This window comes from Luteitalea sp. (genome assembly GCF_044337415.1).
Classification (GTDB): Bacteria; Acidobacteriota; Vicinamibacteria; order Vicinamibacterales; family Vicinamibacteraceae; genus Luteitalea.
The window spans coordinates 1-10074 of record NZ_JBIINP010000158.1 but is presented as its reverse complement, the minus strand read 5'-3'; the positions used below and the strand labels follow the sequence as shown (position 1 = coordinate 10074).

The following is a 10074-nucleotide window of genomic DNA, read 5'->3' as shown; positions in this document are numbered from 1 at the left end:
AGCGACGTGCCGCTGGTCGCCGACCGCACGATGGCATGGAAGGGGCGTGACGGCCGCGCGTACGGCGCGCATGCCGAGACGTCCATCGCGTCGCCCGCACCACGGTGGTTCCTGGCCGAGGGTGCGACGCACGCAGGCTTCGACCTGTTCTACCTGCTGCAGAACCCGCACGACGTGCCCGTTCGCACGCGCGTCACCTACCTGCGCGCCGCGGCGCCGCCCCTCGAACGCGTCGTGGTGCTGCCGCCGCGCAGCCGGATCAGCATCTGGGTGGATCAGGAGGCATTCGGCCCGGATGCCGCACGATTGCTGGCGTCGACCGAACTCTCTGCCGTGATCGAGTCCCTCGACGGGCCGGGCATCGTCGTCGAGCGCGCGATGTACGACACGCGCAATGGCGTGACGTTCGAGGCCGGGCACGAGAGCGCCGGCGTGACGGCGCCGGCGCGCCGCTGGTACTTCGCCGAGGGAGCGACGGGCGCCTTCTTCGACCAGTTCCTGCTGGTCGCCAACCCGAACGATGCCGCGGTCGACCTGCAGGTGACCTACCTGCTCCCCGACGGCTCGCGCCAGGAGCGGCGGCACCGGGTCCAGGGACGCTCGCGGTACACCATCTGGGTGGACCAGGAGGGGGAGGCGCTGGCCGACACCGCAGTGTCGACGGTCGTCGAGGCCTCGGCGCCAGTCGTGGTCGAGCGGTCCATGTGGTGGCCGGGTACGAGCGCGACCTGGCGCGAGGCGCACAACACGGCAGGCGCCACCGCGTCCGCCTTGCGCTGGGCGGTGGGCGACGGGCACGGCCGCAGCCTGGTCGACGGCGGCGCCACGTACCTGCTGGTCGCCAATCCGACGACATCGCCCGCGCTGGTGCGCCTCACCGTTCTGTTCGGCGGAGGGCTGCCACCGGCCACACGGACCGTCCACGTCGGACCGTCCTCGCGGGCCGGGTTCAGCGTCGGCGACCTGTTCCCGGAAGCTCAGGGCCTCGCCTGTGGCACGCTCATCGAGAGTGTCGGCCCCACGCCGACGCCGATCATCGTCGAGCGCGCGATGTATGCCGATGCGCCTGGGCAGCAGTGGGGCACCGGCACGGCGCTGCTGGCAACGCCGCTGCCATAGGCCGATCGACGGCGGTACGGTTTCTGCTTACGCATGAGGCGCCCCGGTGCACGCGCACGGCCCGGTGACAGTTGTGTCACCCGGAGACCAGAGTTGGAGGAAGCGGCGATGGGACGCAGGCACCGGCAGTGGGGAGCCGCAGTGGTGGGCCTGGCGACGGCGCTGGGACTGACGGTGGTCGCCCAGGGCCCGCCGCCGGCGACGCCGTACCCCATCCTGTTCGTGACGCAGGTGCCCGTGCCGCAGGACTTCACGACGATCGGGGCCGTCTTCGGTAACCACCGCGCCTCCCTCGACGCCGTCGCTCGTGGGGGCGACCTCTGGATCCGCTACCCGGACGGCGCGCTCAGGAACCTCACCGCCGCCGCAGGCTACGGCACGGCGGGCTTCCAGGGCGCGACGTCGATTGCCGTGCGCGAGCCGAGCGTCCACTGGAGCGGCACGAAGGCCGTGTTCAGCATGGTCGTCGGTGGGAGCGAGCAGCGCTACATGTCCAGCGCCGACTGGCGCTGGCAACTCTACGAGATCTCCGGCCTCGGCCCCACCGACTCGCCCGTCATCACGAAGGTGCCGCGACAGCCGGCGGCCTACAACAACGTGAGCCCGATCTACGGCACCGACGACCGCATCCTCTTCACCTCGGATCGGCCACGCGGGGGAGAGGCGCACCTGTACCCGCAACTCGACGAGTACGAGGAAGCACCGGTCGTCAGCGGGATCTGGAGCCTCGACCCTGCGAGCGGCGATCTGTTCCTCGTGCAGCATTCCCCGTCGGGGTCGTTCTCGCCGCAGATCGACAGCTTCGGGCGGCTCGTCTACATCCGCTGGGATCATCTGCAGCGCGACCAGCAGGCCGATGCGGACTCGCGAGCCTCCACGGCCTACGGTACCTATGGCACGTTCAACTACGCCGACGAATCAGCCGGCGCGGCCCGGTTGTCGTCGAGGGCTGAGGTGTTCCCCGAGCCCCGCGCCTCGCGCACCGACCTGCTCGCGGGCACCAATGTCGTCGGCCACACCTTCAACGACTTCTTCCCGTGGATGGTCGGGGAAGACGGGAGCGAAGAGGAAACGCTCAACCACGTCGGGCGGCACGAGTTCCTGGGCTACTTCGACGTGAGCTTCGACGACGACCCGAACCTGGTGTATCACCACTCGCAGTCACCGCGGCTCAACCCCAACACGATCAACGGGTTCATCCAGATCAAGGAGTCGCAGGCGGCGCCGGGCACCTACTACGGCATCGACGCGCCGGAGTTCTCCACGCACGCCAGTGGCCAGATCATCAGCACGTACGGTCCACCGGCACTGAACCCGGATGCGATGACGATCACCTACGTGACGCATCGCGACACCAGTTCCTACACGGACACGCCGTCGCCCAATCATTCGGGCCTCTACCGCAACCCGTTGCCCCTGTCGGACGGGCGACTGCTGGCGGTCCACACGCCCGAGACGCGGCGGGACCAGAACACGGGGACGACGGCGGCGCCGGGATCCCGCTACGACTTCCGTCTCACGCTGCTGAAGCAGGCGGGTGGTGTGTTCGTGCCGGACGTTCGCCTCACGTCAGGCATCAGCAAGACGATCACCTACTGGAGTCCCGACGTGCTGGTCAGCTACTCCGGACAGCTCTGGGAACTGGACCCCGTCGAGGTCCGGCCGCGTACGCGACCAGCGCGGCACACGACGCCGTTGCCGGCCGAGGAGCAGCAGGTGCTGGCCGAGCAGGGCATCACGCCGGCGCGGCTCGAGGCCTGGCTCGCCGCCAACGACCTGGCGCTGATCGTCAGTCACGACGTCACGTCCCGCGATCACAGCGATCGGCAGCAGCCGTTCAACCTGCGGGTGGCGGGCGGCGGCACGCAGACCCTCGGCGCGCCCGGAAAGATCTACGACGTCGCGTTCCTCCAGATCGTCCAGGCTGATCAGCTCCGCGGCATCGGCGGCACGTCGGCGCCGCGGCCGGGACGTCGTGTGCTCGGGCAGTTCCTGCACGACCCGCGCGCGGCCAACCCGGTGGTGCCAGGCGCGCCCCCGGGAAGCGTGGCGATTGCCGCCGACGGGTCGGTGGCCGCCTTCGTGCCGGCGCGCCGCGCCTTGTCGTGGCAGTTGACCGATGCCGCGGGCGTGCCCGTGGTCCGTGAGCGCCTGTGGCTGACGATGCGGCCCGGGGAGGTGCGCGTGTGCAAGTCGTGCCACGGCGTGAACACCACCGACCAGGCCGGGCAGGGACCACCGACGCACGTGCCGCAAGCCCTGCGGCAACTCCTCACGTACTGGGCGACACAACTCGAGGGCGGTGGGACGGCCCCGCCGGTCACGCTCTCCGTCACGCGCGCTGGCAGCGGTGCCGGCGTCGTCGCCAGCTCGCCGGGGAGCATCGCGTGCGGCACGACGTGCACGGCCTCGGTCGCCGCCGGCTCGGTCGTGACGCTGACGGCCACGCCCACGGCCGGCAGTCGCTTCGAGGGGTGGTCGGCCGTGGCGTGTACCGGGCAGGCGACCTGCACGCTGACGGTCACTGCCGCGACGACGGTGACGGCCACGTTCGTGCCAGACGCCGCGACACCGACCAGCTTCACGCGCTACCTCGCCGAGGGCGTGGCCAGCGAGTTCTTCGACACGCGCGTCGTGCTGGCCAACCCGGGGGCGACGCCCGCCGCCGCGACGCTGGAGTTCCTGCGCGAGGACGGCGTCACCGTGTCGCACTCCGTGGTGGTGCCAGCGCTGGGCTCGCGCACCGTCGACACCGCGAGCGTCGTCGGTCTCGCAGGGCACGCGTTCGGCACCGTCGTCACGGCCGACGTTCCGCTCGCCGTCGATCGCACCGTGTCGTGGCACGACCGGTCGGGCCTGACCTACGGCGCGCACGCCGAGACGAGCCTGCCCGGGCCCGCCACCCGCTGGTACCTCGCCGAGGGCGCGACGCACAGCGGCTTCGACCTCTTCTACCTCCTGCAGAACCCGTCGACGATCCCCGTCGACGTGCAGGTCCGCTATCTGCGGCCCTCGGGGCCGCCTCTCGAGAAGCGCTACACCGTTCCCGCGCGCACACGGATGAACATCTGGGTCGACCAGGAAACGTTCGGCACCGCTAACGCCCGGTGGCTTGCCGACACGGACGTGTCGGCAATCATCGACGCGTCAGCCGGGGTGATCGTCGAGCGGGCGATGTACTACACGCCTGGCCCGCTGCTGTTCCGTGCCGGCCACGAGAGCGCCGGCGTCACCAGCGCGGCGACGTCGTGGTACCTGGCAGAGGGCGCGACGGGGCCCTTCTTCGACCTCTTCCTGCTGGTGGCCAATCCGTCGGACCAGGCGGCCGAGGTGGCCGTGACGTACCTGTTGCCGGGCGGCGGCACCCTGCGGCACACGCATCGGGTCGGGCCGCTCCAGCGCTACACGATCTGGGTCGACCAGGAAGCGCCGGCCCTGGCCGACACGGCCGTGTCGATGGTCGTCGAGTCGACCAATGGCACGCCCATCGTGGTGGAGCGCTCGATGTGGTGGCCGGGCGACAGCCGCGCCTGGACCGAGGCCCACAACGCACCGGGCACCACCGTCACCGGCCTTGCCTGGGCCGTTGCCGACGGCGAGGTCTCCGACGACGCCGCGCAGCGCGCGACGTACTACCTGGTGGCCAACCCGGGCGCCGCAACGGCGCAGGTGAAGGTGACGCTCCTGTTCGCGGACGGCACGCCGGTGGCCACGCGCACATTCCCCGTCGCGGCGCACAGCCGCTTCGGGGTCAGCGTGCGCGACGAGTTCCCGTCGGCCATCGGCAAGCGGTTCGGTGCCCTCATCGAGAGCCTGGGCGCCACGCCCGCCCCCATCGTGGTGGAGCGGGCGATGTATGCCGACGGCGGGGGAGAGCGCTGGGCCGCGGGCACCAACGCACTCGCCACCCGCCTGCGCTAGGCGCGCCTACCAGATCCTGACGCGCTGGTCCGGGGCGATGTACAGCGCATCGCCGGGCTTCACATCGAACGCCTCGTACCAGGCGTCGACGTTGCGGAGCGGGGCATACGCGCGGATGAATCCGGGGGAGTGCGGTCCATTGACGATCTGCTGCCGCAGCGCGTCGTCGCGATACTTGATGCGCCAGACCTGTGCCCAGCCGAGGAACACGCGCTGGGTGCCGGTGACGCCGTCGAGGACGGGGGAGGGCGCGCCCTTCAGCGACAGGCCGTATGCCTCGAGCCCGAGCAGCACGCCACCGAGGTCGGCGATGTTCTCACCCATGCCGATGCGGGCCGTCAGTTTCAGGCCGGGCAGCGCCGGAAACGCGTAGGCCTCGTACTGGGCGCCAAGTCTGTCGGCCTGGGCCTCGAAGCGCTTTGCGTCGTCGGCGGTCCACCAGTCGCGCAGCACGCCCTTGCCATCGGACTTGCGGCCCTGGTCGTCGAAGCCGTGCGTCAGTTCGTGACCGATCACGCCGCCGATCGCGCCGTAGTTGACCGCGGGATCGGCCAGCGGGTCGAAGTAAGGCGGCTGCAGGATGGCGGCCGGGAAGACGATCTCGTTCTTCACCGGCGAGTAGTACGCGTTGACGGTCTGCGGGGTCATGCCCCACTCGTCGTTGTCGATGGGGCCACCGATCCGCGACACCTGCCGGGCCCACTCGAAGGCCGCGACCCGCTCCCAGTTGCCGAACAGGTCGTCGGCCTTCACCTGCAGCGCGCCGTAGTCCTGCCAACGGGTGGGGTAGCCGATCTTGACGCCGAAGCTGGCGAGTTTCTCGAGCGCCGCCGCCTTGGTCGCCGGCTCCATCCAGGTGAGCGCCTCGATGCGGCGGCGCATCGCCACGCGCAGGTCGGCGACCAACTGCTCCATCTTGGCCTTGGACGCCGGCGGGAAGAAGCGCGCCACGTAGGTCCGGCCGATCGCCTCGCCCATCGCGCCCTCGGCGAAGGCGACGCCACGTTTCCAGCGCGCCCGCGGCTCCTGTGCGCCCTGCAGGAACTTCGAGCGGAACTCCCAGTGGGCCGTGACAAACCGTGCCGACAGGTAGGGGGCCGCCTGGTCCGTGGTGTGGAAGGCCTGCCACGCCTGCAGCGTCTCGACCGGCGCCTCGGCGAAGATGGTCGCCAGCTTCGGCAGGGCCGTGTCCTGCCGCACGATCACCTTGGCCGCGCCGGCGAGCCCGGCCGCCTTCGCGTAGGCCTGCCACGGAAAGCCCGGGGCTGTCCGGCCGAGGTCGGCCCAGGTCGTCGGGTTGTACGTCCTGTCGCGATTGCGGCTCTCGGCGCGCGTCCAGTGTGCCTCGGCGATGCGGGTCTCCAGTGCCACCACGGCGGCTGCCGCGTCGTCGGGCGCGGGCCATGCCACCAACGACAGCAGACGCGCGACGTAGGCCTGATACGCCTGCTTCTGGGGCGCGAAGTTGTCCCGCAGATAGAACTCGCGGTCCTGCAGGCCGAGGCCGCTCTGGCCCAGGTAGAGGGCGTACCGATCCGGGGCCTTCTGGTCGTCGAACACCGATGCGCCGACGAACGCCCCGCCGGCGCCGCGGGACGACTCGCCCATCAGGGCCGCCAGCGCCTCACGCGTCGTCGCGGCGCGGATGGCCTGCAGCTTCGGGCCAATCGGCGCGGCGTCGAGTCGCTCCGCGGCGGCCTCGTCGAGAAAACTCCGATAGAGCAGCGCCACCTTCGCCTCATCGGTCTGCGCCGAGGGCGGTGGCGCTGCCGCCCACTCCTCGATCACGCCGCGCACCTGCTGCTCGGCGACGTCGCGAAGGACCCCTCCGGTGCCGTACGTCGAGCGGTCGGCGGGAATCGACGTGCGGGTCGCCCAGGCGCCGTTCACGTAGGAAAAGAAGTCGTGGCCCGGCTTCACCGTGCGGTCCATCCCGGCCAGATCGATGCCCCAGGCGCCGGCGCGCGGGACGACCGTCGGGGCGGCCGCACTGCCGGCCTGCGGGGCTTCGTCCAACAGCGCGACGAGGTGGCAGTCGTCGTCGAGGCAGCGGTGGCCGTGGGACTGCGCCTGCGCCGCGAGCGGCAGGGCGAGCAGGCTGGCCGCGACGAGCGCGGCGGGGCACGAGTGGACCCGGATCATGGGATTCAAATCTCCTTCGACCGACCATGGTACGACTCATCGGCAGGGCCCGGCGTGCTGGCTCGGGCGGCCCGGCCAGGGGCGACGAGTGAGACACTAGCGCGGTGATCGCTCAGGCGCGCACGTGGCTGGCCGTACAGGGACGCTTCATCCAGGTGCTGGTGGTGCTGGCGTTGGTGGCCGGGGCAATCGGCACGGCGTGGATCTGGAAGCAGACCCGGGCCGTGCATCGGCTCACGCGTGGGGTCGGCGACACCTGGTTCCACACGGCCGACGGCAAGCGCTGGTTCCGGCTCGACGAGCAGCGGCAGGACGTGTCGCTGTCGGAGATCGCGCCCACGCTCCAGCAGGCATTCGTCGCCGTCGAGGACCACCGGTTCTACCGCCATCCCGGACTCGACCCCATCGGGCTCGGGCGGGCCGTCTACCGGAACACGCTGACGGGCCGCAGCGAAGGCGCCAGCACCATCACGCAGCAACTCGCGCGCACGCTCTTCCTCTCCAACCGCAAGAGCTACACGCGCAAGCTGCGCGAGGCCGTGCTCTCGGTGCAGATGGAACTGCAGCTCAGCAAGGCGCAGATCCTCGAGCTGTACCTCAACCGCATCTACCTCAGCGCCGGCGTGTACGGCGTGGAGCCGATGGCCCGTCGGGTCTTCGGCAAGCCGGCTCGCGATCTGTCGCTCGCCGAGAGCGCCTTCATCGCCGGGCTGGCCCGGGCTCCGGCGGCCCTCTCGCCCTGGTCCAACCTGGAGGGCGCCATCGCGCGCAGCCACGTCGTCCTCGCGCGCATGCGGGACGCGGGCTTCATCACCGAGGCGGAGGAGCGTGCCGCTCGCCGCCAGCGGCTGCGCGTGCGGCCCTACCAGGCCACCAGCACCGCATCGGATGCGTATGCCCGGTCCTACGTGCGCCAGCTCTTCCGCGACTCGCTCGGCGGCGATCACCCGCCGGACTGGCGCGTCGACACCACGGTCGACTCCACGCTCCAGGAGATGGCCGACCGTGTCGTGCGCGAGGGACTCGGTCGGTTCGGGAAGCGGGACCTGCAGGCCGCCCTGGTCGCCATGGACCCGGCGACCGGCGACGTCCTCGCACTCGTCGGGGGCCGTGATCCGGCCGCGTTCCCGTTCAACAGGGCGACACGCAGTCATCGGCAACCGGGCTCGGCGTTCAAGCCCTTCGTCTTCGCGGCGGCCCTCGAGCAGGGGTACTCGCCGCTGAGCGTCCTGGCCGGCCTCGACCGCATCACCCCCCAGGGGCCGGACGAATGGGCACCGGAGAATGCCTCGGGCGAGGTGCGTCCCGAGCTGACGCTGCGTGCCGCCCTGGTCGTGTCGGACAACCGCGCCGCCACGTTCCTGCAGCAGCGCGTCGGCACGCGACGGGTGATGCGCGTGGCCGGCGACGCGGGCCTGCGCGACCTGCCCAACGTGCCCTCCCTTGCCCTCGGCACCGGGCTGGTGACGCCGCTCGAGCTCACGACGGCCTTCGCGATGTTCCCCAACGGCGGCCACTCGGTGCGGCCGCGCGCCATCCTGCGGATCCTCGACGATGACCGCAGCCTGGCGTTCGCCACCCCCGTCGTGCGCGAGAACGTCATCGCGCCAGAGGTCGCCTTCCAGATGGTGTCCATGCTCCAGGATGTCGTCGATCGCGGCACGGCGTCGTCGGTGCGTGGCATGGGCGTGCGATTTCCGGCGGGCGGCAAGACCGGCACCACCGACGACTTCAAGGATGCCTGGTTCGTGGGCTTCTCGTCCTCGTTGGTGGTGGGGGTCTGGGTGGGCTTCGATCAGCCGGCGACCATCGGCCGCGACGCCTACGGGTCGCGCTACGCGCTGCCCATCTGGGCCGACTTCATGCGTCGTGCCGCCCGCGTCCGGCGACCGGAGGCCTTCGAGCGTCCCTCCGGCCTGCGCGAAGAGGTGTTCTGCCGGATCTCGTACAAGCGCCCGGTCCAGGGGTGTCCCGTCTACACCGAGTACCTCAAGCGCGGTGACGAGACGCCGGGCGATCGCTGCCCCCTCCATCGCGGGACGCTGCGCCAGCGCATCGCCCGCACGATCGAGGGCTGGACCGCCGAGTTGGCGCGCCGGGTCCGCGACCTCTTTCGCTGATCGTCCCGCCGCGTCCCGTGCCCTCAGGCGAGGGCATGCTGTCCGATGGCGTCGCCGTCGGGCGACATGATCACGAGCGCCAAGCGTCGGCCGTCTTCCAGCACGAGCGTCGCGTCGGCATGGTGCTCGGTGTACCAGTGGAAGAGGTCGGCGAGCCGGGCGCGAATGGCCACGCGTGTCAGCACGGGGCCACCTCCAGGAGGGGATGGCGCGTCAGCGCCGGGCACGACGAGCATGATGGTGTAGCCCACCTGGACGGGCGCGTCGCCGGCCACCTCGATGCGGCCGAGGCCCTCCATCGTCGCCAGCAGGTCTTCGCCCGACGCCCCCTGATCCACGTCAGTCCCCGTCGAGGACCGACCACCCGTCGGTCGTGCGCACCCAGACACGTCCCTGGCCCATCACGAAGGTGCGGCCGATGAGACGTGCCTCCGCCATGGTGGTCAGCGGCTCGCAGATCTCACGGCCCCCGGCATCCTCGACATGCCACCCCTGTGGCGTCTGTCGGAGGACCAGGTCGCCTGCCGAAATGCGGGGAAGTCGCGGGTGGAGACGCAGCACGTCGCCCTCTTTGACGATCCGCCCCGACGATTGGTGCCAGCCCATTGCCGGCCGGGACCTGTCGTTCGGCAGCGGAGTCCCACTTTCAAGGGGGCGATGCGCAGCGGGCCGTGCGAGGGCCCGATCGCCCTGAACCAGAGGAGGGAAGAACGATGAAGCGAACCCTGCAGATGATGGCGGCGTGCGCCGCGTTGAGCGTGTCTTCGGTATC

General features: G+C 70.9%; 5 protein-coding genes. 3 read left to right on the top strand and 2 right to left on the bottom strand.

Going from position 1 to position 10074, the window contains the following annotated elements:
* Positions 1-1119: hypothetical protein (locus ACIRDX_RS17340; protein WP_396626697.1), on the top strand; the 1119-nt coding region annotated here is incomplete at its 5' end.
* A 108-nt stretch (positions 1120-1227) separates the two neighbouring features.
* Positions 1228-5040 (top strand): hypothetical protein, encoded by a 3813-nt coding sequence (locus tag ACIRDX_RS17335; RefSeq protein WP_396626696.1) that lies wholly within the window; start codon positions 1228-1230, stop codon positions 5038-5040.
* A gap of 6 nt (positions 5041-5046) precedes the next feature.
* Here the strand turns inward: ACIRDX_RS17335 and ACIRDX_RS17330 are convergent, their stop codons facing one another.
* The gene (locus ACIRDX_RS17330; protein WP_396626695.1) at positions 5047-7182 is read right to left on the bottom strand and encodes a M13 family metallopeptidase; all 2136 of its coding nucleotides are present in this window, start codon (positions 7180-7182) and stop codon (positions 5047-5049) included.
* Positions 7183-7286: 104 nt separating this feature from the next.
* On the opposite strand from ACIRDX_RS17330, the gene ACIRDX_RS17325 reads away from it, so the two are divergent.
* Positions 7287-9302 carry a transglycosylase domain-containing protein gene (locus ACIRDX_RS17325; RefSeq protein ID WP_396626694.1) on the top strand — a complete coding sequence of 672 codons (2016 nt, stop codon included), beginning with the start codon at positions 7287-7289 and terminating at the stop codon, positions 9300-9302.
* A gap of 23 nt (positions 9303-9325) precedes the next feature.
* On the opposite strand, the gene ACIRDX_RS17320 is transcribed toward ACIRDX_RS17325, so the two are convergent.
* The gene (locus ACIRDX_RS17320) at positions 9326-9640 is read right to left on the bottom strand and encodes a hypothetical protein (RefSeq protein ID WP_396626693.1); all 315 of its coding nucleotides are present in this window, start codon (positions 9638-9640) and stop codon (positions 9326-9328) included.
* Between the last annotated feature and the right edge of the window lie 434 nt (positions 9641-10074).

What these genes read in the sequence shown, in the direction of transcription:
- ACIRDX_RS17330 (WP_396626695.1), bottom strand. Translation starts at nt 7,182, where the DNA reads ATGATCCGGGTCCACTCGTGCCCCGCCGCGCTCGTCGCGGCCAGCCTG.
- ACIRDX_RS17335 (WP_396626696.1), top strand. Translation starts at nt 1,228, where the DNA reads ATGGGACGCAGGCACCGGCAGTGGGGAGCCGCAGTGGTGGGCCTGGCG.